Origin of the sequence: Bradyrhizobium sp. BR 10289 (assembly GCF_019455385.1) — a bacterium.
Lineage (GTDB): Bacteria > Pseudomonadota > Alphaproteobacteria > Rhizobiales > Xanthobacteraceae > Bradyrhizobium.
Map to the genome: position 1 here is coordinate 384,098 of NZ_JACOFR010000004.1, position 21,145 is coordinate 405,242.

Sequence of the window (21,145 nt, forward strand, 5' to 3'; positions counted from 1 at the left end):
CCTTTCGCTCAGGGAGCCATCATGTTCTCGGCGAACCATTTGCGCCACTCGGCCGTCTTTTCGGCACGCAGCTTGTGATCGATGATGAGGGTCTGTTTTGCCCATTGGTCGGGCGTCGTGAACACGCCGGGGAGCGCAGCCACTTCGGGCCGGAGCTTCGCATTATCGACCACGGGGCTGCCCTTCTTGAGATCGGCAATCTGTGCCTGCACCGCCGGATCGAGCGCAATGTTCAGGAACTTGTAGGCCAGATCAGCCTTGGCCGTGCCCTTGGTGATACCCATGGTGTCGACACCAAGCACCGCACCCTCCTTGGGAATGACGAGCTTGATCGGGACTCCCTGGTCGCGCATGTAATAGGCATTCATCGACAGCACGACCTGGACCGGCGTTTCTCCGGTCGCGAACATCTGCTGGCTGTTGGCGTCATTGGTGTAGAAGGCCTTGTAGTTCGGCTTCAGCGCCTTCAGCTTGTCCTTTCCGGCCTCCCAATGCGCGGCATCGGCGCCGGACAGTTTCGCGGCGACAGCGATGACATGGCTGGGATCGAAATCGGGCGACGAGATCATACCCTTCAGCGCCGGATTCCAGAGCCCTTCCCAGCTGTCGAAGCTGACACCCTTCGGCAGCTGGTCCGGCAGATAGCCGATCGTATAGACATAGGCCCAGGCGCCAATGTGGTACGGGCTGATCCTGGCCTGCTCCACCAGATGCGCCGCATTGGGGATCTTGGCGAGGTCGAGCTTCTCGAACAGATTGTCGTTTGCATAGAGCCAGCCGACATGGGCCGTCGTGAAGGTCACATCACTCTCGGGCTTGCCGGCCGCCAGCTTGGCCTGGTTGAGCCGGTCCATCGTGCCACCGGTGACGTACTCAACCTTGACGCCGGTCTCCGCCGTGAACTTCTTCGCGATCGACTCGTCGATCAGATCGCGAAAGCTGCCGCCCCAGGTGCTGACCACGAGCTTCTCTTCAGCAGAGGCCGCGGACGGTGCGCCACCGACGATCAGCACCGACGACAGCGCCATCGCGAAGTGCTTCAGGACACGTTTCATCTCCAACCCTCACAACAATGTTTGACGCAGATCAAAAAGCAAAGGGCGTGCCAGATCAGCCAGCAACTCTTTGAAAACACTTGCGAAAGGCACGAGCAAAGGTGCCGATTTCCCGCACGGGAGATCGGCACCTTGTCTGATAGAAAGCTGACGGTCGATCAGCCCTGACGCGGTTCAATCATCGAAGTTTCAGCGATCACATCGATCTTCGTCTGCTTGCGAGATCCGGAAGGATCAGGACTTTCACAACGAGAGTGACGTTCATGCCTGTTCGAGAGGCAGTCTGACATAGGTCGCGGCAGCAGCTACCCGCACAGCTTGCAAGCTCACGGGGCCATTCCATCGATGCGGTCCGACAAGCCAGCCGACTTCTTCACGAAATCGAGCGGGCCGGAGAAATCGAAGTTGTTGTAGACCGCGGCCAGATGATTGAAGTGCGGCGCCTGGGCGAATTGCACGAAGGTCAGGCGATGACCGGCATAATCCGAGTTGAGGAGATCGCGCGCAAAGGCAAGCAGCTTGCGGCGATCGTCGGCCTGCCATTGATCGTTCAAGGAGTAGAACTTGTTCAGCCACTCTCCACTGCCCTTGGCATCGAACGCATTCGCATTGGGCGTGATGCAGATCTGTCCGCCGCACAATTCGCGTGCGATGTGCATCATTGCCGGCAGCTGCGAGCAGGCAAAGACGCGTCCCGCGTAGAGCATGGACTGCTGCGGCATCAGCAGCCCGCCCGAGCTCTTCTCTGCCATGGCGATCGACGCCGTGAGATGCGCGTTGATGCCCTCGCGGTAGCAGACGAGATCGGCAAGCTTCTCGCGAACCGACTGGAGCTTGTCGAGACCGGTCTGCTTCGCGTTCCACATCGCCGCCCCGATCATCATGTCGGCGACGTAGAGCAGCCGCAGCACGTAGGGGAATGCCGAATAGCGATGCAGCGTCGAGCGCACGAACTGGGCGGCGCGCGTGTGGCGATAGAAAAAGACGTCTTCCCACGGGATCAGGACATCGTCGAACACGACCAGCGCCTCCACCTCGTCGAAGCGGTTGGCGAGCGGATAGTCGTTCGGATTGCTGCGGCCGGCGAAACCGCTGCGACAGATGTGCTTGACGCCGGGCGCCCCCATCTTGACGATGCAGCCGACCGCATAGTCCGACAGCTTCTCGGTCGACCATGCGCCGACCGTGGGCTTCAGATAGGCCTGGTCGGCATAGGGAGCCGCGGTCTCGTATTTCGCGCCACGGATGATGATGCCGGCGTCGGTCTCGCGCGTGACATGGACCATCATGTCGGGGTCCTGCTGCTGCGGCGGCAGCGAACGATCGCCCTTCGGATCGGTGTTGGCGGAGACGTGAAAGACGTCCTTTTCGACCACGGCGCGGATATGACGGTCGATATTCGGTGCGAAGCGGGGATCGATCTCGGCCAAGACGTCGCGACCATCGGTCAGCGACCACATCTCTCCAATGGTCTCGTCGCCGACGCGCGTCACGACGCCGGAGATGTCCTTCATGAAGTGATCGAGCGCCTTGATCTTGTCGTGCCAGTCCTTCTGCACCGTCGGAGGCTTGTAGAAGATCGAGTGGCGCTCGTTACTCTCGACATAGGTGAGATCGCTGCTGTAACGCTCCTCATGCGCCATGTCGTACATGCGCGCCTTGACGTCGATGATCGGCTTCAACGCAGGATGCGTGGTGACGTCCTTGACACGCTCACCGTCGATCCAGACTTCGCGGCCATCGCGAATGCCCTGCTTGTACTCTTCGCCCGTGCGGATCATCGATCGGCTCCTGTTGCACCGGACGAAAAGGTGCAGGAGCAGCCAGCATAAGGAAAATATAATTATCTTTGGAGATGCATAGGAAAACACGATGAGGTTCGCCCGCGCCCTCGGGGAGGTGTCGAAACGGCCGCCACAGGGAACGCGACTGAAGGATGCACGTGGCGAGATCGAGGCGGAACTCGGCATTCAGGTCTTCGTGCGACATCTGGCAAGAGGCGCCACGCTGTCGCCGGCCGGACAGCGTCTCGTCCCCGGTGCTCGATTGTTACTCAATCACGCGCGTGCTTTTGCGCAAAGTGCACAGCCTCTCGGCAATACGCTGCCTGCGGCCGTGCAGAGCCTCGCCCGATTGAACCCGCGGCGCGTTTGCGATCGGTGCCCTGTTCGAGCCGGGAATCAATAACCCCGCCTGGGGTCGACGCGACTTAGCAGCGGCTCGCCGGTCCGGGAACGGCGGACATTCTCGCCGATCTGCCGGGCGGCGGAGGCCGGGAGCGCGATGGATGCCAGATGCGGCGTGATCAGCACATTGTCCATGGTCCAGAGCGGGCTTTCCGACGGCAGCGGTTCGGTGGCGAACACGTCGAGCGTCGCCTCGGCAATATGGCCGGTTCGTAGCGCCTCGACCAGTGCAGGCTCATCGACAATGCTGCCGCGTGACACGTTGACGAAGCAAGCCCCCGGCTTGATCTGTGCGAGCCTGCCGGCATCCAGAAGCCCCCGGGTTGCCGCGGTCTGCGGCAGCATGCAGACGACGATGTCGCTTTTCCTCAACACCGCCTCCAGCGCATTTGGGCCCGCCGAGGTCTCGATCCCGTCAACCGCCTTCGGCGAATTCGCCCAGCCGCGCACCCGAAAGCCCTGTCGGGCGCATTCCATCGCGGCTGTCAGTCCGAGTTCGCCAAGACCGAGCACGCCGACGTCGATCGTCTCGGGATCGCGCGGATGGACGTAGTGCCAGCGCCGCTCGCGCTGCGCCCGTTCGAAGGCGGGAATGTTGCGCGCATGCCGCAGCACCGCGAACAGCACATAGCCGGCCATCATGCGGGCCATCTTCGGATCGGACAGGCGGGTGATCGGCACATCAGGCAGGTCGGCGCGCCCGACCAGCGCATCGACGCCGGCACCGAGATTGACGACGAGGCCGAGATTGGGAAAGCGCGCGAAGAAGCCGTGCGGCGGCTTCCAGACCAGCGCGTGCCGGACACGGCCGACCTCGTCGATATCATCGGCCTGGCGCAGTTCGACGTCCTCGGCCGCGAGTGCCGCGCGCCACGCGTTGAAATCATCATGGGCGCTGTAGAACACCATCAATTCGGATGTCATCGCGCCGACTGCTCCGCGATCAACCGCGCGACAGCCGTCAATGCAAGCTCGTAGCCAAGCGCGCCGAGGCCGGCAACAACACCCGTCGCGGCGCGCGACACATAGGAATGATGCCGGAACGGCTCGCGCTTCCAGATGTTGCTCATATGCGCCTCGATGATCGGCCCCTCGAAGGCAAGCAGCGCATCGAGAATCGCAACCGACGTATAGGTGAGCCCGGCAGCGTTGATGACGACGCCCGCGGCCTTCTCCCGTGCCTCCTGGATCCAGTCGACGAGAACGCCTTCATGGTTCGACTGACGAAAATCGAGCGCGAGCCCAAGCGTGGCCGCATGATCCTCGCATCGCTTCTTGATCGAGACGAAGCTCTCGCGACCATAGGTTCCGCTGCGATCGAGGCCATAGAGATTAGCGTTCGGGCCATTGAGGAAATAGATCGTCGGTTTCGTCATGGATGCCTTACACCTCCGTCCAGCACGGTCGGCACTCACCGCGGCAGTGCGATGCAGAACGCGTACCAGTCGAAACGCGCACGGCCGCACGAACACTAGCCAGCCGCGTCATCTGGACGAAAATTGAAAAAACCGATGGGCTTCGACGGATTTCGATATGCCCTGCCACACGTCGGGCAACGCAACGTGAGCCGTTCAGTCCGGCATGCCCTTTTCGGGCCGGTTCTCTTCGCCTTCGACCAGTCCGCGGAAGGTGCGGCGTTCCATGACGGGCGCGACCATACCGGGGATATAGGCGTCGGAGACGAAGCGGCGGCAATGCTGCTCGAACATCTCGACCAGTCTGGATTTTCGTCCCTGGGAGAGGGTCAGCACGCCCATGACCATCGGCCTGTGATCGCCGGACAGCCGAACCCGGGACACGCGCCGGCCGTCCAACGCAATCTCGCAGCGCGGCCGAACGTTCGCCAGCGTGTAGCCGTAGCCGTTGGCGACCATGGTCCGGATCACGTCCTGATGCGTGGAACGGGACACGATGTTCGGCTCGAGGCCTTCCTTCATGAACATGCTGAGGAAGTATTCGCGGCTGATCGGCAGATCCAGCAGGATCAGCGGCTCTCTCGCAAGCTCCTGCAAACTCACGGCAGAATGGCGTGCCAGCGGGCCGGCTTCACTGACCACGACATGCGGCGGCAGGCTCGCCAGCGGCAGAAACTCGAACTCGTCGGGAATCAAGAGGTCGTAAGTGATGGCGACGTCGAGCTCGGCGCGCAGCAGGCGCTCCAGCAGCTGCTCGTGGTCGGCGACCGTCTGGATGATGCGCGATTCCGGATAGGTCGACGTGAACGAGTGCGACAGCTCCGGCATGACCATCGGCGCCAGCGTGACCAGGCTTCCCAGAGACAATTGCCCCCGAATCCGCTCGCCGACCTCGGATGCGACCGAATAGACCTGCTCGGCCTGCTCGATCAGCCGCTTCGCCTCCACGAGCAGCACGCGCCCCGCCGATGTGAGCGACAAGCCCTGGGCGTGGCGGCGCACGAAAAGCTGGGTCCCGAGTTCCTCCTCCAGATGCGCGATCGCCGTCGAGATCGAGGGCTGTGAGATGTTTACCCGCTCCGACGCCAGAGTGATGCTTCCGGTCTCCGCTGTGGCGATGAAATATTCGATCTGGCGTAGCGTATATCTCATCAGCTTCTGTTCGCCCCCTGCATCGGACTCCACGGAGCCGACTTATAGCATGGGCGCGCGCCCGATCAGGCCCTGTCGTCGCCGGCGACGCCGAAACCGGGCGCAACGGACGGGTTTCTGGCCCGATCGATATAGGCGTCGACCTGGGGCTGGTAGACCTCCCAGAGCTTGCCGAGTTCCTCGATCGGACCATCGCTCCAATCGACCCGGAGATCCACGATCGGCCAGGATACGTCGCGCACCACATGGAGGCCGGCGGAATGAACCGGTCCGGCTTCTCCCCCCTGGGCGAGCCCGGCCCTCAGCGCCGCCAGCAGCCGCTCGACAAACGGCTCGCCTGCGCTGCCCTGATAGGCCGAAACCATGGCTGCCGGCACCTCGGCATTGGCGAGCATGTTGCCCGCGGCAATCGCGCCGTCGCCACCATGGGTGGCGTGAATGCCGAGCGTATTGGCGCCTGAATAGGACGTGCTGCGTCCCTGCGAATCGACCACCACGAGTTGCCGGTAGGCGATGAACGGCGTCGAGGCCACCAGCGCGTCGCGGACCTCGGTTGCACTCAGACCACGCGCCAGCAGATCGAGACCGATCTGACCCAGCGCGGGATCGGTGATGTTCTGGCTCGCGACCGCACCGACCTTCGCGCGCAGATGGACGCAGCGGGCCGCAACGGCCGGAGACGAGGACGAGATCACCATGCCGAACATCCCGGTGTCCGGGCATCGTGCCGTCAGGGAGAAGGTCATGCAGCCCTCACCTGCCGTCTGGGATGACGGCCGTCACGTCGACCTCGACCAGCCATTCCGGCCGCGCCAGCGCCGACACGACGATCCCGGTCGAGACCGGGAAGACCCCTTTGAGGTACTCTCCGATCTTGCGATAGACCGCTTCGCGATAGCGGGGATCGGTGATGTAGATCGTGATCTTGCAGATGTCGCCGAGTTCTGCGCCCGCCTCCCCCAGCAACGTCTTGACGTTCGTCATCGCCTGCTCGGTCTGGCCGGCGGCATCGCCGATGGCGACATTGACCGCGGTGTCGAGATCCTGGCCGACCTGGCCGCGCACGAACACCATGCTGCCCTTGGCGACCACGACCTGGCACAGATCGTTGTCGAGCTTCTGCTCGGGATATGTGTCCTTGGTGTTGAACTTGCGGATGCGTTTATGGGTCATCGACTGATCCTGATGTCGGAGTAAAACGATTACGAGGCTTGAGAAGCCGGGATGGGATGGGCGCGGCCGTAGACGCGATCGGCATAGATCAAGGCCCGCCCCGAGCCCACCGTCACCGCGCCGACCGCGCCGACGAAGATGTGGTGGGTGCCGACGCGCTCGGACGACATGACACGGCAGTCGAATGCCACCACGGATTCAGCCAGCCGCGGCGCTCCGGTCTCACTCGGAAGCCATTGCCCATATGCAAACTTATCATCGCCGCCAAACTTGCTGCGGCCACCAAAATGATCGGCGATATCGGCCTGGTCGTCGCGCAGGATATTGATGCAGAACACGCCATTGTCGACAATCGCGGCCGCTGTCTTGCTCTGATGATGGATGCAGACCAAAACGGTGGGAGTGCTGCCGTCGGCCGAGACCGACGACATCGCCGAGACCGTGACGCCGGCACGCCCCGCCGGCCCATCCGTTGTCACGACGTTGACGCAAAATGCGGCCCGGCTCATGCCGTCGAGGAACTGCGTCCGAATGTCCATTGCCGTCGGTTGCACGCTTATGGCTGACATGTCATGCCCTCTCGCTATTCGGCCGCATCGCGGATCTGTCCAAACCATTGGTTGACGGCACGATCCCCGGTCTGAGCACCCTTCTCTTTCATGACCCTCTCCGAGAGTCCTGCGGATCTGCGCACGAAATCGAGCGGACCGTCCCAATCGAAATTTCGATAGACCGCGGCAAGGTGCGCGAACGGCGCCGACTGCGCGAACAGCTGGAAGGTCAGCCGATGGCCCGCATAGTCCGAGTTGAGCAGGTCGCGCGCAAAGGACAGTAGCCGGCGCCGGTCATCGGCGATCCAATGCTCATTGACGGTGTAGAACTTCTCCAGCCACGGCCCGGTCTCGGCATCCTCGAATGCCGCCTTGTCCGGCGTCACGCAGACCTGGCCGCCGCACAGTTCGCGCGCAACGTGCATCATCTCGTGCAGCTGCGAGCAAGCCAGCACGCGCCCGGTATAGAGCAGCGACTGGTTGGGCATCATCAGGCCGCCCGGGCTGCGCTCGGGCAAAGCGATTGCCGCCGTCAGATGCGCGTTGATCCCCTCGCGATAGATCGCGAGATTGGAGAGCTTTTCCTGCACGGCTTGCCGTTTCTCGAGCCCGGTCTGGCGAACGTTGAACAGCGCCGCGCCGATCAGCATGTCGGCCAATTTCAGATTCCGCTGCACGAAGGCAAAGGCCGAGTAGCGATGCAGCGTGGCCCGGATGTAGGCCGCCGCCTTCGTATGCCGATAGAACAGCACATTGTCCCAAGGTATCAGGACGTCGTCGAAGATCACCAGCGTATCGACCTCGTCGAACCGGTTCGACAACGGGTAGTCTTCGGCCGGGGCGCGGCCCGCAAAGCCGGTGCGGCAGATGAATTTGAGGCTTGGGGCATTGAGATCGCAGATGAACCCAACCGCGTAATCGGAATAGGCGTCATCGCCCCAATTCGCGATGGTCGGCTTGGTGAACGCCTGATTGGCGTAGGCCGCGGCTGTCTCGTATTTGGCGCCACGCACCACGATCCCGGCGTCGGTCTCCTTCACGACATGCAGCAACATGTCGGGATCCTGGTCCTGCGGGGCCTTGGAGCGGTCCCCCTTGGGGTCCGTATTTGCCGAGACGTGGAACGGATCGGAGTGCAGCACCTTCAGAATGTGGTTGCGAATGTTTTTGGAGAATTGCGGATCGACGTCGTTGAGCACGTCCTGCCCGTCGAACAGCGACCACATTTCGCCGACCGTCTCGTCGCCGACGCGGGTGATGATGCCGCCGACATCCTCGAGAACCGTATCGGTCGCGCGACGCTTGTCCCACCAATCCTGCTGACTGAGCGGCAACTTGTTGTTGATCGCATTGACCTCGCCGTCCTCGCGGTAGGTCATCAGATGCCGCGTCGCCGGGTCATGCTGAAGGTTGTAGATCCGTGCCCTGAGGTCAACCAGCGGCTTGAACGCCGGATGGACGGTGACGTCCTTGATCTTCTCGCCGTTCATATAGACCGCGCGGCCGTCGCGAATGGAGGCTTTGTATTCTTCGCCCGTGCGTATCATGCCCGCTCCTGTCTCGATCTCTCAGCGGCATTCCGAGACCTGCCGGAACACCGCTCTCCGGCAACCGTCAATGCGCGTAGGACGGGTCCTCGGCATCCAGGATGCACTTCATCTCCTCGAAATGCGCGATCGAGAAATCCGTAATCTGCTCCCAATCCTGCGCCGTGCTTTCAGCGACGGCGTCGGGGAGCACTTTCAACGGTTGCCCCGTCGCGTAGGCCTGGACCAGGATCTGGCAGGCACGCTCGAGCGTGTAGATGTCGTCGAAGGCTTCGCCGACCGTATTGGCGATCACGAGCACGCCGTGGTTTCCCATCATCAACCGCGACTTGTTGCCAAGCAGCGCGGCAAGGCGCGCGCCTTCCTGCTCACTGTCGGCCATGCCGCCATAGCGGTCGTCGATGGCAAGGCGATTGAAATAGCGCGCGGTATTCTGATCGATCGGCTTGATCTGGGGATCCATCAGCGATGCGATCGTGGTCGCGAAAGGCGGATGGAGATGCATCACGACCCGTGCCTGGGGCAGTTGCCTGTGCATCTGGCCATGGATGGCCCAGGCCGTCGGATCGACGTCCGGCCGTCCCTCGACGCCTCGCTCGTCATCAAGGTCGAACAGAACCAGGTCGCTGGCCTTGATGCGCGAAAAGTGCCGCCACTTCGGATTCATCAGGAAGCGACGTCCGTCGGCGGAGATCGCGGCACTGAAATGGTTGGCGACGGCCTCGTGCATGCCAAGCCTCGCGATGCTGCGGAACGCGGCGGCGAGATCAACACGAAGCTGCTGCTCGTCCGGCAAGGTGGCGGAATTCGTCATCTATGGCTCCTCCGAGACGCGAGGTCAGGCCGGGAGACTTATGGATTCCGTTGCAGGCGTAAAATAAGAAAATCGTCGCCGCTGATTACCGGAAAGCTATAGCGGTCGATCGCCAACGCCGAAGGCGAGAAGATCAAGGGTTGATCACTGTTCGCCCAATAATTCCGCAACCGCATCGATTAGGCCTCGTCTAAGCAAAGGGCCCGGTTTTCGTAATTTACACGTTGCGGATCCCGACGGCTTACTTTGTCCGAGTTGACCTGACAGGATCTGTAATGGACGCGATCCGTGCCGCTCCACCCCTTCGAAGCCGCCGTAGCGACGTGTTTCGTATGTTGTGGCGATCGTCGCGCAATGCACAGGATACGGCCTCCAGGCTCGCCCCATCGGACCAGACGTCCGCATCGGCACCGGCCGCATCGACCGTCAAGCTGCATGTGCGCGGCATCTCGAAGGCTTACGGCGAGGCAACGGTGCTCGGACCGATCGAGCTGAAGGTCGTCGCCGGCGAGCTGCTCGCGGTTCTCGGTCCATCGGGGTCCGGCAAGACGACGCTCCTCCAGATCATCTGCGGTCTGGTCGAGCCCTCGGGCGGCCAGCTGATCATCGATGGCCGCGACGAGACCGACAATTCCGCTGACAAGCGCGACATCGGCGTGGTGTTTCAGAACTACGCACTGTTCCCTCACCTCACTGTCCGTGAAAACGTCGCGTTCCCGCTGCAGATGCGGCGCGTTCCCGCGGCTGAAATCAAGAGCCGGGCGGACGCCACACTCGCGATGGTCGGGCTGTCGGACTTCGCCAACCGCTTTCCCCGCGAACTGTCCGGCGGCCAGCAGCAGCGCGTCGCGCTGGCGCGCTGCTTCGTCTATCGGCCGTCGCTGATCCTGATGGATGAGTCACTGTCCGCCCTCGACAAGAAGCTCAGGGAGGACATGCGGATCGAGATCAAGCGACTGCACCGCGAGACCGGTGCAACCATCATCTTCGTGACGCACGATCAGGAAGAAGCCCTCGCACTGGCTGACCGCATATGCCTGATGAACGAGGGCCGAATCGAGCAGCTCGGTACGCCCCAGGACATCTACGAACGGCCGGCCAACACGTTCGTCGCCGATTTCATCGGCGCGTCCAATCTGATCCATGGCAGCATTGCTGCCAACGGACGCCTCGAGACACGCGATGGCATCCTGCCGCTGCCCGACGGTTGCGATATGCAGCCCGGCCGACCGGCTGCGCTGGTGGTGCGCCCGGAAAAGCTCGTTCTCTGCGGCGGTGACGACGCGCTGTTGAGCGGTCGTGTTCAGGAAAGCATCTATGCGGGTTCGGAGACGCGGCTTCTGGTCCGCCTCGCCAGCGGCACCGCGATCACCGTGCGTCGTACGGCCGGCCTGCCGCCGGTCGAAATCGACGAGAACGTCTTTATCCGGTGGGAGCGCAACCAGGCCAGGGTCCTCGACAGCAGTCCATCAATATCGGGCGCATGACGCCACGCCATTACATCACGCCGTTCCGACATCAGTCAGTGCATCACGGGGAGAACAACAATGTCCGCCACCACGCGCATCTCACGACGAAAGCTTCTGAAGGCCGCAGGCGTCGCCGCCACCGGCGTCGCACTGCCCGCGGTCTGGTCCGGACGGGCCAGTGCGGCCGAGCAGATCACCGTCGCTGACGTCGGCGGCGCCCCGGGCGCGGCACTGCGCACCGCCTTCTATGATCCATTCGAGAAGGCCACCGGCATCCGCGTCGAAGGCGTTGCCCACGAATCCGACCCGGTCACGCAGTTCAAGGTCATCGTCGACACGAACAGCAAGCTCTGGGACGTCTGCATGGTGACCCCCGACGACGTGCTGCGCCTGACCCAGGAGAAGAACTACCTCGAGCCGCTCGAAATCACCAAGGGGCCGGATGATGAACTGATTCCGGGCGCTCTGATGCCGAACTGGTTCGGCTTCTCGGCCTACGGCATCGTGATGGCCTACCGCACCGACGTTTACAAGAAGGAGGCCCCGACGGGCTGGGCCGATTTCTGGAACACGACCAAGTTTCCGGGGCGCCGCGGCCTCTATCGCAATCCCAAGGGGGTGCTGGAATCGGCGCTGCTCGCCGATGGGGTGGACCCGAAGAATCTCTATCCCCTCGACGTCGACCGCGCCTTCAAGATGATGGACAAGATCCGCTCCGAGGTCGCGGTGTGGTGGACCGCGGGCGCTCAGAACACCCAGATCCTGCAGAACGGCGAAGTCGACATGGCCGACACCTGGTCAGCGCGCGCCTTTGCCGCAATCGATTCCGGCGCTCCGGTCAACATCGTCTGGAAAGGCCTCTACTCCATCGACGGCTGGTCGATTCCGCTGGGAACGACGAAGCTGAAGCAAGCCCGTGAATTCGTGAAATTCTCCATGCAACCCGAGCGCCAGGCCGCCTATTCCAGCATCGTCGCCAACGGTCCGAGCAACCTCAAGGCCTACAAGTTCATCACGCCCGAACGCGCCAAGGTGCTTCCGACTCTCCCTGACAATCTCGCCGGGCTCACCGTGCGCGACTATGCCTATTGGGGCAAGAACTACGCGGCAGTCTCCGAGCGCTTCCAGGAATGGCTGCTGATGGGCGGCAAGAAATAATCTCTGCGGCGGCACGAAAACATGGAGGGATGGTCATGAGCAAGAAGAAGCAGATGGTGATCGGTGCGCTGGTGCATGCCAACGGATCGCATGCGGCGTCCTGGTTGATGGACGAGGCGCGGCCGCACGCTTCGACCGATATCGACTACTACCGCGAGATGGCGCAACTCGCCGAACGCGGCAAGTTCGACTTCTTCTTCATCGCGGACACGCCGGCCGCGCGCACCGAGAATCTGAGAGCCTGGAGCCGGTCGCCGCTGTTCATGAACGTCCTGGAGCCGATCACGCTGCTTTCGGCCATCGCGGGGGCGACGACCCGTATCGGCCTCGGGGCGACCGCATCAACCAGCTTCTACGAACCGTATAATATCGCCAGGCTGTTCTCCTCACTGGATCACATCTCGCATGGCCGCGCCGCCTGGAACGTGGTGACGTCCGCCAACGATTATGCGGCGCGCAATTTTGGTCTCGAACGACTCCCCCCGCACGCCGACCGCTACACCAAGGCGAAGGAGTTTCTCGAAGTCGTCGAGGCGCTCTGGGACACCTGGGAAGACGGCGCCTTCGTCTACGACAAGGAGACGTGCCAGAGCTTCCTGCCCGAGAAGCAGCATCTGGTCGATCACAAGGGCAAGTACTTCACCGTGCATGGCGCGCTCAACATCGAACGCTCGCCGCAGGGCCGCCCGGTCATCATCCAGGCCGGCGCGTCCGACACCGGTCGCGACTTCGCGGCCGAACATGCCGAAGTGGTGTTCGGATCGAGCGGCAATCTCGATGCCGCCAAAGCCTTCTACAGCGATCTCAAGACGCGGATGGCCAAGTTCGGCCGTCGGCCCGACGATCTGAAGATCGCCTCGGGAATTTCAGTCGTGATCGGCGACACCGAGCAGGAAGCCCGCGACAAGCTCGATCGCTGGCAGGACCTCGTCCATCCCGATGTCGGCATCTTGCGCCTCGGACAGGATCTCGAAACCGACCTGTCGGATCTCCCGCTCGACGAACCGGTGCCGGTCAGCCGGATTCCCGCGACATCAAACCTCCACAAGGCTTATTTCGACGAGATCGCAGGCTTGATCCGCCAGGGCCTGACGTTGCGCGAGATCGCGCGCCGCTTCAATCGCGCCAAGGCAACGTTCTGCGGCACCGCGACCCAGGTGGCCGATCACATGGAGGCCTGGATCGAGGCGGGTGCCTGCGACGGGTTCATGATCTCTTTCGTAGCGCTGCCGAGCACGATGACAGACTTCGTCGAGAAGGTGGTCCCGGAGCTGCAGCGACGCGGACGGTTCCGCCACGACTATGAAGGACGAACCCTCCGTGAGCACCTCGGCCTGGCACGGCCTGAGAACCGCCACACCGCATTGGCGTCCACGCGGACTGCCAAGCGCGCATAGGCCGAGATGACCGCGCTCCGACGGATCGAACGAGAGCACTGAGTGATGGCCGATATTGCGTCTCTCGGAGTTGTCGAGCATCCGCGCACCAAGGCGCGCAAACGCAAGCTCGATCCGCTGTGGCTGGCGCTGCCCGGCCTCGGCTTCCTGGGCTTGTTTCTGGTCTGGCCGACCGCACAGATGTTGTCCGTCAGCGTGATGGACAAGGTCACCGGCGCGCTGACTTTCGCTCCGTTCCTGCGAATCTGGAACGGCGGCCCCTATCTCACCGTGCTGTCGACGACATTCCAGGTCGCGCTCTGGACCACTGTGCTCTGCCTGGTGCTTGGCTATCCCCTCGCCTATTGGCTGTCGCAGAAGCCGGCCCACCAGCAGCGCATCGCCGCCTTGTTCGTATTGCTGCCGTTCTGGACCAGCGCGCTGATCAAGAACTTTTCCTGGCTGGTGCTGCTCGGGCGCAACGGGATCGTGGCGAAAACCATGGCCGCGATCGGCCTGAAGGGCGGAGATCAATTGCTGTTCGGACGCACCACCGTCATCTTCGCGATGGTGCACACGCTGCTGCCGCTCGCGGTCATCACGATGTTGCCGGTCATGAACCAGATCGACCGCCGCCTGACGATGGCGGCATCGACACTTGGCGCGAACGGCGCGCGCGCGTTCTGGCAGGTGTTCTTCCAACCCTCGATCCGCGGGGTCGCTTCGGCGGGCCTCCTCGTTCTTGTCGCCTCGCTCGGCTTCTTCATCACGCCGGCGCTTGTCGGCGGCGCCAGGGAAACGATGATCGGGCAGCTCATCATCCTGCAGATCAATGAGCTGCAGAACTGGCAGCTCGGCAGCGCACTCGCCGCGATCCTTCTGATCTCGACCATCGCGATCTGTTTCATCTACGATCGGATCTTCGACCTGTCGGCCGTGACGACGGGCCAAGGAAGACCAACGAAGACCAACGGCCCGATACGCCGGGCCGGACTTGCCATGGTCAACGCCGCCGGCCTGATCTGCGGCATGATCGAGGAGATCTGGAAACGCAACATCCGCGGTCTGCGCGGGGGCGTCCTGCTTTCGATCTACGCCTGGGTCATGATCGCTTTGCTGCTGGCGCCGATCATCGCCTTTGTCCCAATGGCCTTCACCGGCTCGACTTTTCTGTCGTTTCCGCCGCCGAGTTGGAGTGGGCGCTGGTTCGAGCAGTTCTTTGCCTCCCCGCTCTGGCTCGGCGCGATGACCCGTTCATTCGGAATCGGATTCGCGACGGCGGCCATCACGCTGCTGATCGCGTCGATGGCGGCCTACGGGGTCGCCAGGACGCGCAGCCGGCTGGGCGGCATCGCGTTCCTCCTCTGCCTCTCACCGATGATGGTCCCGTCCATCGTGATCGCGATCGCGCTGTTCTATCTATTCGCGCGGATGGGGTTGGTGGCAAGCAACGTTGGCATCACCATCGGCCACACGGTTATCGCCATGCCCGTGGTGTTCATGGTCATGCTGGCGACCTTCAAGGGGTATGACTGGAAGCTCGATGCGGCGGCCTCGACGCTCGGCGCCGGACGGCTGCGCACGTTCTGGCGCATCACCTTGCCGCTGGTGGCTGGCGGCCTTGCCGTCGGCTTCGTGACCGGCTTTCTGCAATCGTTCGAGGAACTGACGGTCGCGCTGTTCGTCGGTGGTGGCATCAAGACGACCCTGCCGAAGCAGATGTGGGATGGGATTCTGCTGCAGGTCAGCCCGGTCATCGCCGCAGCGTCCGTCGTCGTGCTCCTGGTCGTGATCGTCATGTTTGCGATCATCGAGATCGTTCAGGCGCGCCGCTCGCCCGCGTCCGGTCCCGCCGCTACCAGGGATTCGTGAGGCGTGCGCGTCGTGCGAGGGGACTGCACGCAGCGGTCCAGAATCCACGGATCAAAGAGCGCAAATTGAACGCCGATTGATACTTTGCTTTCATTTGAAGCTGCAACGATACGTCACGGACGGAGCACGGCAGCGCCAACGAGCTTACCCTCCCTCAAGCGAGCGAGCGCTTCGTTGGCCTCGGTCAGCGGGAATACCGTCGTGTGTGTTCGAATACCGGCCTTGGCGGCGGCTGCGAGGAAATCGGTTCCGTCGCGCCGCGTCAGATTTGCCACCGACATGATCTGCCGTTCTCCCCAGAGACTATCGTATGGGAATGCGGGAATGTCAGACATATGGATGCCGGCGCAGACGACACGGCCGCCCTTCCGCACCGCGCGCAGGGCAATCGGTACCAATGCGCCAACAGGTGCATAGATGATTGCGGCGTCGAGCTCGATCGGCGGCCTGTCCTCGGAAGCGCCGGCCCAATCCACGCCGAGCGAAAGCGCAAGCTGCTGCGCATCCCGATCGCCGGCACGCGTAAAGGCATAGACGGCCCGGCCTTGTTTTCGAGCAAGCTGCGCCACGATATGACCTGCCGCGCCAAAGCCATAGATGCCCAATGCTTTGTCCTCGCCAGCCATGACCAGCGATCTCCAGCCGATCAGACCGGCGCAGAGCAGCGGGGCGATGGATGCGTCATCGCCGTCCTCACCAAGTGGAAAGCAATACCTGGCATCGGCGACCAGATGGCTGGCAAAACCACCATCGCGCGTGTAGCCGGTGAACTTGGCGCGATCGCAGAGATTTTCCTTCCCGATGCGGCAGTAGAGGCACTCTCCGCAGGTGTAACCAAGCCAGGGTACGCCGACACGCATGCCTGGGACCAGATCCTTGACATCCTCGCCCAGCGCATCGACGCGGCCGACGATCTCATGGCCCGGAACGATCGGATAGGGAATGTCGGGCAGCTCACCGTCAACGACGTGCAGATCGGTTCGACAAACTCCGCAGGCACTGACCTTGATGCGAACCTCGCCTCGTCCAGGAACGGGATCCGCTCGCTCCTGAAATGAAAGCGGCTTGCCGCGCGCAGTCAGGATCATTGCATGCATTGATCGCTGCCTCGTTTAGCCCTTCTTGTCTTTCGTCGAGGCGAACGGCGACACCATTGAACTCCGGTCCCGCGGCCGGGCAAAGCTTCACGTATCTTATCTGATCCCGTCTCGGATCATGTACCCGGCGCCGCGGATCGTGTGCAGCAGCGGGCGCTCAAAACCCTTGTCGATCTTGGAGCGCAGCCGCGAAATGTGCACGTCGATCACGTTGGTCTGCGGATCGAAATGATAGTCCCACACGTTCTCCAGCAGCATGGTGCGCGTCACCACCTGGCCGGCATGCTTCATGAGGTATTCGAGCAAACGAAATTCGCGCGGCTGCAGCGTCAGCTCGTCCTTGCCGCGGGCGACGCGGTGGGAGAGCCGGTCGAGCTCGAGATCGCCGACGCGGTAGAGCGTGTCCTCGGCGGGGCCGCCGCGGCGGCGCGACAGCACCTCGACGCGGGCGAGCAGCTCGGCGAAGGAATAGGGTTTTGGCAGATAGTCGTCGCCGCCGGCGCGCAGGCCCTTGATGCGGTCGTCGACCTGGCCGAGCGCCGAGAGAATCAGCACCGGCGTCGTATCGTCCTTGGCGCGTAGCGCGCCGATCAGCGACAGGCCGTCGCGCTTGGGCAGCATGCGGTCGACCACCAGCACGTCGTACTCGCCGTTCTCGGCCATGGCGAGGCCCTCCTCGCCGTCGGCGGCGTGGTCGGCGATGTGTCCGACCTCGCGAAACGCCTTCACGAGGTAGTCGGCGGATTCACGGTCGTCTTCAATGATGAGGAGGCGCATCGTGCGTTCGGCGGCGGTCAAGGAGGTCAACCTTCTCTAAACATGGCGCGAGCGGCAATCGCATGCAAGCCAAGCGAACGGGAGGTAGGTAGCCAAAAAGGGCGGGCGGTGAAGCTGGGGGGACCTCACCGCCCTAGGCCTTCCGACGGAGGGGGGGCGTAATTCCACCGGAAGGTAGACTGGGGAAGCGAACGTTACGCTGCTCCCCCGAAGGGCGCCGGCGGCGGGGGCGACTGATGCCGCGGGCACCCCTCATCTCGAAAGCTCCTCGCGCTCAGCCCTTGGCGAGGGGGATGGCGACGAAGCGCGACTGGCCGCCGCTCTTCACGCGCATCAGGACGCTGTTCTTGTTGTCGGTCCGCGCCGCGGTGATGGCGTCGCGGACGTCGCCGGCGGTGGCCACGGTCTTGCCGCCGACCTCGAGGATCACGTCACCTTCCTTGAAGCCGCGTTCGGCCGCGGCGCTCTTCGGATCGACTTCGGTGACGACGACGCCGTCCTTGCCGGCGCCGGCGACGGTATTGGCGGGCGCCACGGTCATGCCGAGCTTCGGCACATCGGTGCCCTTGCTCGCGCCCTTGCCGCTGTCGTTATCGATGTCAGCCTTGGCCTCGACCGTGTTCGGCAGCTGGCCGAGGGTCATGGTGACGACCTTGTCCTGGCCCTTGTGCAGCACGTTGAGCTTGACGGACGCGCCGGGCGCCATGCCGCCGATGGTGCGGGCAAGCTCGCGGGCGTCCTTGACGGGTTCGCCGTTGACCGACGTGATCACGTCGCCGGACTCGATGCCGGCCTTGGCCGCCGGACCGTCCTTCTGCGGCTCCGCCACCAGCGCGCCTTCGGCCTTCTTCATGCCGAGGCTGTCGGCGATGTCGGATGTCACGGGCTGGATCTGCACGCCGATCCAGCCGCGGCTGACCGAGCCCTTGTCCTTGAGCTGGGCCACGACGCTCTTCACGGTGCTCGCAGGAATCGAGAACGCGATGCCGACGCTGCCGCCGGAGGGCGAGTAGATCGCCGTGTTGACGCCCATCACCTCGCCGTTGGTGTCGAACGCCGGACCGCCGGAATTGCCCTTGTTCACGGGCGCGTCGATCTGGATGAAATCGTCATAGGGGCCATTGCCGATGTCGCGGCCGCTGGCCGAGACGATGCCGGCGGTCACGGTGCCGCCGAGGCCGAAGGGGTTGCCGACAGCGAGCACCCAGTCGCCGATCCGCGGCTTGCTGTCCGCGAGCTTGGCAAACGGGAAGTTCGAGCCGCCCTCGACCTTGATCAAGGCGAGGTCGGTGCGCTGGTCGGTGCCGATCACCTTGGCGGTGTAGGTCTTGCCGTCGTCGGTGGTGACCTCGACCTTGTCGGCGCCGTCGACCACGTGGTTGTTGGTCACGGCAAAGCCGTCAGCCGAGATGAAGAAACCGGAGCCCTGGCCCTGCACGACGCGGCCACGACCACCACCCTTCAAACCGGGGAAACCATCCGGACCGCCGAAGCGGCGGAAGAAGCGCTCCATCGGCGAGCCGGGCTGGAACGGCGACTGCGCATCGTCGCCGTCATCGTTGCTCGCGGTCTTTTCCTTGATGTTGACCTTCACCGAGATCACCGACGGTTTGACGCGCTCGACAATGTCGGCAAAACCGATCGGACGCTCGACCTTCTTGACCTCGTTGTTGACCTGCGCGTGCGCCGGGCTGGAGAACAGATCGGCGGGCGAGGTCGACGGGCTGAAGCCATGGACGGCAATGCCGAGACCTGCGACGACCGACGCCATCAGCGCGATCCTGCGGGCCGAGAAAATCGACCGGCGCGGCTGCCGGTAGGACGGAAGGTTCGAGAGGTCGATACGGTCGCTCATGCAGGGGATCTCCAGGGGGCCTTGAATTCCTTTTTGGTGCCGGATGCCAGCACCCTACGGACCTGAAGATGGGGGCTCGCGCCTTACCGTGCGCTGGCGGCGGGGTTAAACTTTTGTAATGAAGGGCGAGGAGCGGTGCGGCGGTTTATCGCAGGCCAAAAGGCGTGGTCTCGCAGGAACTTAATCGAGTTCCTGCGACCGGCAAGGACCGTGCTTGTTAATGGCGTTTAGCTGGCTCGGACGCTGACGATGAACTCGTCGACTTCACGCTTCAGGGTCTCTGCCTGCCGCGACAGATCGACCGCGGAATCCCGCGCCTCGGCCGCCATGCGCCCGGTCTCGGCTGAGGTCGAGGTGATCTGGACGATGTGATTGGAGACGTCGAGCGTTCCGTGGGCGGCGTCCTGCGCGCTGCTTGTGATCTCCTGCGTCGCGTTGCGCTGTTGGGCGGTGTCGACCTCGATGCCCGACATGATCGAGGAGATCTCCGACAGCGTCTTCGAGATGCCGTCGATCGCCTCGCGCGTCTCTGCCGTGATGCCCTGGATGCTGGCGACGTGCGCGGTGATTTCCTCGGTCGCCTTGCTGGTCTGGTGCGCGAGGCTCTTCACCTCGGAGGCGACCACGGCAAAACCCTTGCCGGCCTCCCCCGCCCTTGCCGCCTCGATGGTGGCGTTGAGCGCGAGCAGATTGGTCTGCGAGGCGATCGCCTGCACCAGCTGCACGACCTCGCCGATCTTGTCGGCGGCATCCGACAGCGTGTGGATGGTGTCGCGGCTCCTCTCGGCTTGGGACGCGGCGCCCTCGGCGCGCTGGGTCGCATCGGTGACCCGACGGCTGATCGTGCCGATCGAGTTCGTCATCTCCTCGGCCGAGCCCGCGACCGTCTGCACGCTGGCGCTGGCCTGGCTTGCCGCGCTGGCAACCGCCTTGGCCTTGGTGCTGGTGTCGTTGGCGGTGCGCGAGAGGGTTTCCGCATTGCTCTTCAAATGCACGGCCGATGACGCCACGCTGTCAACGACGCCGGCCACGAGATCGTTGAAGCGTTTGATCCGCTCATCGAGGAATTTCGACCGCTCGGCCTGGTGCTGCGCCTCATGCAATTGCTGCTCGGTGAGCCGGCGCCGCTCGATGCCGCTGGTCTTGAACACTTCCAATGCAGCCGCAAGCAGGCCGATCTCGTTGCTGCCGCCCAGGCCGGGCACGGGCGTTTCGAATTTCTGGTCGGCGACCTCGCGCATCGCATGCACGATGGCCGCCAGCGGATTGAGGATGCCGTTGCGCACGGCGAAGAAAGTGGCGAGACAGATCGCGACGGCGACCACTGCGATCACGCCGCAGGCGATCAGGAAATAAGAGAAGGCCGTCTGGGCCTGCTGGTAGATCAGCATCGCATGGTCACGCGCGGAGCCGCTCAGCGCCGAAAAATCCGACGACAGGCTGGTGATCTCGTTGTTGAGATAGAGCACCGCGACAAATCCGGTGCCGCCGCCGATGCCCAGCAGGAACAATAATGCAGCGACGACGGCGCCGACCAGGAAGCGGATCGTCAGATTGCTGTTCGCGAACATCTCGGGGACTCAAGGTCTGGAATCGAATCTCGCGACAAGCTTCCAGACAAAGGTCAACAGAGCATGAAGTAAGCGGA

General features: G+C 63.2%; 18 protein-coding genes. 4 read left to right on the forward strand and 14 right to left on the reverse strand.

All coding sequences use genetic code 11. The features are described from left to right. Positions 1–8: 8 nt before the first annotated feature. The 10 genes from HYH08_RS10675 to HYH08_RS10720 form a co-directional block, all read right to left on the reverse strand. Positions 9–1,055 carry an ABC transporter substrate-binding protein gene (locus HYH08_RS10675; protein ID WP_220009731.1) on the reverse strand — a complete coding sequence of 349 codons (1,047 nt, stop codon included), beginning with the start codon at positions 1,053–1,055 and terminating at the stop codon, positions 9–11. A 326-nt stretch (positions 1,056–1,381) separates the two neighbouring features. Then, positions 1,382–2,836 carry a 4-hydroxyphenylacetate 3-hydroxylase family protein gene (locus HYH08_RS10680; RefSeq protein WP_220009732.1) on the reverse strand — a complete coding sequence of 485 codons (1,455 nt, stop codon included), beginning with the start codon at positions 2,834–2,836 and terminating at the stop codon, positions 1,382–1,384. Between the two features lie 399 nt (positions 2,837–3,235). Then, positions 3,236–4,165 (reverse strand): 2-hydroxyacid dehydrogenase, encoded by a 930-nt coding sequence (locus HYH08_RS10685; RefSeq protein WP_220009733.1) that lies wholly within the window; start codon positions 4,163–4,165, stop codon positions 3,236–3,238. Beyond that, a complete protein-coding gene (locus tag HYH08_RS10690) occupies positions 4,162–4,617 on the reverse strand; it encodes a type II 3-dehydroquinate dehydratase (RefSeq protein ID WP_220009734.1) in 456 nt (151 codons plus the stop codon). The genes HYH08_RS10685 and HYH08_RS10690 overlap by 4 nt, the downstream gene beginning before the upstream one ends. Positions 4,618–4,812: 195 nt before the next feature. Next, a complete protein-coding gene (locus HYH08_RS10695; protein WP_220009735.1) occupies positions 4,813–5,808 on the reverse strand; it encodes a LysR family transcriptional regulator in 996 nt (331 codons plus the stop codon). A 65-nt stretch (positions 5,809–5,873) separates the two neighbouring features. Further along, positions 5,874–6,554, reverse strand: a complete 681-nt coding sequence (locus HYH08_RS10700) for a DUF1028 domain-containing protein (protein WP_220009736.1) — start codon at positions 6,552–6,554, stop codon at positions 5,874–5,876. Positions 6,555–6,561: 7 nt separating this feature from the next. Next, positions 6,562–6,981: a RidA family protein gene (locus HYH08_RS10705; protein ID WP_220009737.1), complete on the reverse strand. Its 420-nt coding sequence runs from the start codon at positions 6,979–6,981 to the stop codon at positions 6,562–6,564. A 29-nt stretch (positions 6,982–7,010) separates the two neighbouring features. Beyond that, a complete protein-coding gene (locus tag HYH08_RS10710; protein ID WP_220009738.1) occupies positions 7,011–7,550 on the reverse strand; it encodes a flavin reductase in 540 nt (179 codons plus the stop codon). A 14-nt stretch (positions 7,551–7,564) separates the two neighbouring features. After that, positions 7,565–9,079: a 4-hydroxyphenylacetate 3-hydroxylase family protein gene (locus HYH08_RS10715; RefSeq protein WP_220009739.1), complete on the reverse strand. Its 1,515-nt coding sequence runs from the start codon at positions 9,077–9,079 to the stop codon at positions 7,565–7,567. A 67-nt stretch (positions 9,080–9,146) separates the two neighbouring features. Then, positions 9,147–9,893 (reverse strand): class II aldolase and adducin N-terminal domain-containing protein, encoded by a 747-nt coding sequence (locus HYH08_RS10720; RefSeq protein ID WP_220009740.1) that lies wholly within the window; start codon positions 9,891–9,893, stop codon positions 9,147–9,149. A gap of 332 nt (positions 9,894–10,225) precedes the next feature. On the opposite strand from HYH08_RS10720, the gene HYH08_RS10725 reads away from it, so the two are divergent. From HYH08_RS10725 to HYH08_RS10740, 4 genes are read left to right on the forward strand one after another with little or no spacing between them, the layout of a single operon-like run. Beyond that, positions 10,226–11,380 carry an ABC transporter ATP-binding protein gene (locus HYH08_RS10725; protein ID WP_228747717.1) on the forward strand — a complete coding sequence of 385 codons (1,155 nt, stop codon included), beginning with the start codon at positions 10,226–10,228 and terminating at the stop codon, positions 11,378–11,380. Between the two features lie 60 nt (positions 11,381–11,440). Continuing rightward, positions 11,441–12,520 carry an ABC transporter substrate-binding protein gene (locus HYH08_RS10730; protein ID WP_220009742.1) on the forward strand — a complete coding sequence of 360 codons (1,080 nt, stop codon included), beginning with the start codon at positions 11,441–11,443 and terminating at the stop codon, positions 12,518–12,520. Between the two features lie 35 nt (positions 12,521–12,555). Further along, the gene (locus HYH08_RS10735) at positions 12,556–13,917 is read left to right on the forward strand and encodes an LLM class flavin-dependent oxidoreductase (protein WP_220009743.1); all 1,362 of its coding nucleotides are present in this window, start codon (positions 12,556–12,558) and stop codon (positions 13,915–13,917) included. A gap of 45 nt (positions 13,918–13,962) precedes the next feature. After that, a complete protein-coding gene (locus tag HYH08_RS10740) occupies positions 13,963–15,768 on the forward strand; it encodes an ABC transporter permease subunit (protein ID WP_220009744.1) in 1,806 nt (601 codons plus the stop codon). 113 nt (positions 15,769–15,881) lie between these two features. Here HYH08_RS10740 and HYH08_RS10745 read toward each other — a convergent pair whose 3' ends face one another. The 4 genes from HYH08_RS10745 to HYH08_RS10760 all read right to left on the reverse strand — a co-directional run bounded on the left by HYH08_RS10745 (position 15,882) and on the right by HYH08_RS10760 (position 21,068). Beyond that, positions 15,882–16,865, reverse strand: coding sequence for a zinc-dependent alcohol dehydrogenase family protein (locus tag HYH08_RS10745; RefSeq protein ID WP_220009745.1), 984 nt, complete (start codon positions 16,863–16,865; stop codon positions 15,882–15,884). A gap of 96 nt (positions 16,866–16,961) precedes the next feature. Beyond that, positions 16,962–17,642, reverse strand: coding sequence for a response regulator transcription factor (locus tag HYH08_RS10750; protein ID WP_092024687.1), 681 nt, complete (start codon positions 17,640–17,642; stop codon positions 16,962–16,964). Between the two features lie 274 nt (positions 17,643–17,916). Beyond that, positions 17,917–19,497: a Do family serine endopeptidase gene (locus tag HYH08_RS10755; protein WP_220009746.1), complete on the reverse strand. Its 1,581-nt coding sequence runs from the start codon at positions 19,495–19,497 to the stop codon at positions 17,917–17,919. A 227-nt stretch (positions 19,498–19,724) separates the two neighbouring features. Continuing rightward, entirely contained in the window at positions 19,725–21,068 is a 1,344-nt protein-coding gene (locus tag HYH08_RS10760) for a methyl-accepting chemotaxis protein (RefSeq protein ID WP_220009747.1), read from the reverse strand. Positions 21,069–21,145 lie beyond the last annotated feature (77 nt).

Bases quoted from the DNA above. Each gene is read 5' to 3' on its own strand.
- HYH08_RS10690 (WP_220009734.1), bottom strand. From the start codon at position 4,617: ATGACGAAACCGACGATCTATTTCCTCAATGGCCCGAACGCTAATCTC.
- HYH08_RS10725 (WP_228747717.1), top strand. From the start codon at position 10,226: ATGTTGTGGCGATCGTCGCGCAATGCACAGGATACGGCCTCCAGGCTC.
- HYH08_RS10730 (WP_220009742.1), top strand. From the start codon at position 11,441: ATGTCCGCCACCACGCGCATCTCACGACGAAAGCTTCTGAAGGCCGCA.
- HYH08_RS10750 (WP_092024687.1), bottom strand. From the start codon at position 17,642: ATGCGCCTCCTCATCATTGAAGACGACCGTGAATCCGCCGACTACCTC.
- HYH08_RS10715 (WP_220009739.1), bottom strand. From the start codon at position 9,079: ATGATACGCACGGGCGAAGAATACAAAGCCTCCATTCGCGACGGCCGC.
- HYH08_RS10740 (WP_220009744.1), top strand. From the start codon at position 13,963: ATGGCCGATATTGCGTCTCTCGGAGTTGTCGAGCATCCGCGCACCAAG.
- HYH08_RS10720 (WP_220009740.1), bottom strand. From the start codon at position 9,893: ATGACGAATTCCGCCACCTTGCCGGACGAGCAGCAGCTTCGTGTTGAT.
- HYH08_RS10755 (WP_220009746.1), bottom strand. From the start codon at position 19,497: ATGAGCGACCGTATCGACCTCTCGAACCTTCCGTCCTACCGGCAGCCG.
- HYH08_RS10685 (WP_220009733.1), bottom strand. From the start codon at position 4,165: ATGACATCCGAATTGATGGTGTTCTACAGCGCCCATGATGATTTCAAC.
- HYH08_RS10705 (WP_220009737.1), bottom strand. From the start codon at position 6,981: ATGACCCATAAACGCATCCGCAAGTTCAACACCAAGGACACATATCCC.
- HYH08_RS10695 (WP_220009735.1), bottom strand. From the start codon at position 5,808: ATGAGATATACGCTACGCCAGATCGAATATTTCATCGCCACAGCGGAG.
- HYH08_RS10735 (WP_220009743.1), top strand. From the start codon at position 12,556: ATGAGCAAGAAGAAGCAGATGGTGATCGGTGCGCTGGTGCATGCCAAC.
- HYH08_RS10700 (WP_220009736.1), bottom strand. From the start codon at position 6,554: ATGACCTTCTCCCTGACGGCACGATGCCCGGACACCGGGATGTTCGGC.
- HYH08_RS10745 (WP_220009745.1), bottom strand. From the start codon at position 16,865: ATGCATGCAATGATCCTGACTGCGCGCGGCAAGCCGCTTTCATTTCAG.
- HYH08_RS10760 (WP_220009747.1), bottom strand. From the start codon at position 21,068: ATGTTCGCGAACAGCAATCTGACGATCCGCTTCCTGGTCGGCGCCGTC.
- HYH08_RS10680 (WP_220009732.1), bottom strand. From the start codon at position 2,836: ATGATCCGCACGGGCGAAGAGTACAAGCAGGGCATTCGCGATGGCCGC.
- HYH08_RS10710 (WP_220009738.1), bottom strand. From the start codon at position 7,550: ATGTCAGCCATAAGCGTGCAACCGACGGCAATGGACATTCGGACGCAG.
- HYH08_RS10675 (WP_220009731.1), bottom strand. From the start codon at position 1,055: ATGAAACGTGTCCTGAAGCACTTCGCGATGGCGCTGTCGTCGGTGCTG.